Source organism: Streptomyces sp. NPDC051172, from assembly GCF_040682555.1.
Classification (GTDB): domain Bacteria; phylum Actinomycetota; class Actinomycetes; order Streptomycetales; family Streptomycetaceae; genus Streptomyces.
The window spans coordinates 1-1,043 of the sequence record NZ_JBFBBE010000485.1 but is presented as its reverse complement, the minus strand read 5'-3'; the positions used below and the strand labels follow the sequence as shown (position 1 = coordinate 1,043).

Annotated in this window: 1 protein-coding gene; it reads right to left on the bottom strand. The window is 64.5% G+C overall.

Translation table 11 applies throughout. The features are described 5' to 3' along the window. Window positions 1-25 precede the first annotated feature (25 nt). A complete protein-coding gene (locus AB0N07_RS52115; protein WP_365848152.1) occupies window positions 26-760 on the bottom strand; it encodes a hypothetical protein in 735 nt (244 codons plus the stop codon). Window positions 761-1,043 lie beyond the last annotated feature (283 nt).

Here is a 1,043-nt window from a genome sequence, read left to right as displayed (position 1 = left end):
TGATCCACAAGACCGGCCCCGCCACCTACGCCCTCGCCTGCTGACCCGACACGCTCGACACCGACCAGAAGATCCTTAACTTCCCGGCCTTGCCTTTTGCTTCGGTGGCGGTGATGAGGGCTTGGATGATGCGCAGGGCTCGGCCCTGGAGGGGTTTGGTCAGGCCCATGGGCTGCGGCTGCTTTTGGAGGGCGGCCACGACGGCATGGGGTTTGGTGAGTCTGGTCGGCACAGGGAGCGGGGTGAGTTCGGCGAGGCGCCAGGCGGGGATGTCGACGAGCTTGATTTCGTAGCCGCGGTGGGTGCGGTGTCCGTAGAGTTCCTGAGTGTGGGGGATCTTGCCGGACTGGCGGGCGGCGTTGACCCGTGACCTCCAATTCACCGCGTGCGGGCCGGATTCGATGGTCTTGATGAGGCAACCACCCTTCGCAGCCAGTTCTTCGAGTAGTTGGTCCGCGTAGTTCGTACGGGCCTTCGGCACGGTTCTGGGACGTGGCGGTGCCGGTTTTCGGCTGGGTCGTTCCGGCGGCCGGGTGCTCTGCTCCACGGGGCGGATGCCGCGTTCGGTGAGATGCTGCCGCCCTTTCTCAGTGAGGTGGGCGCTCCAATGCCCGCGACGTTTAGTGACTTTGACGAGTCCTCGGTTCTGCAGGGCCTGTCCACTGGCCTTGTACGTGCTGTCCGGCCAGACTCCGTCGGGACACCCCTGGTCCACCCAGTCGAGCACCGCCTGCTGCCGCTCGTTGAGGGCCTTGTGCATGTAGCCTCCCGCCGTTTCCCTACGCGCGCTGCCCTGGAAACACAATGCCCGCTGCCTCTCCCGGAATTCGGGGCGGGCTGAGAGGACACCTCGTTCGGATGAGAGGTACTGGAAGGTGCGTTTGCGGCGAGAACAGTTCTTCCCGGTGTTGATGCGAAACGGCTTGGATTCAGAGTCGTTGATGAGGTCCTGAGCCTCGATCCACCGCGTGAATATTGATCACGGGTGTCGGGCGGGTTGCGGGTGTTTCTTCGGGGTGCGGGCAGCGGTGATCGCCGGGTGG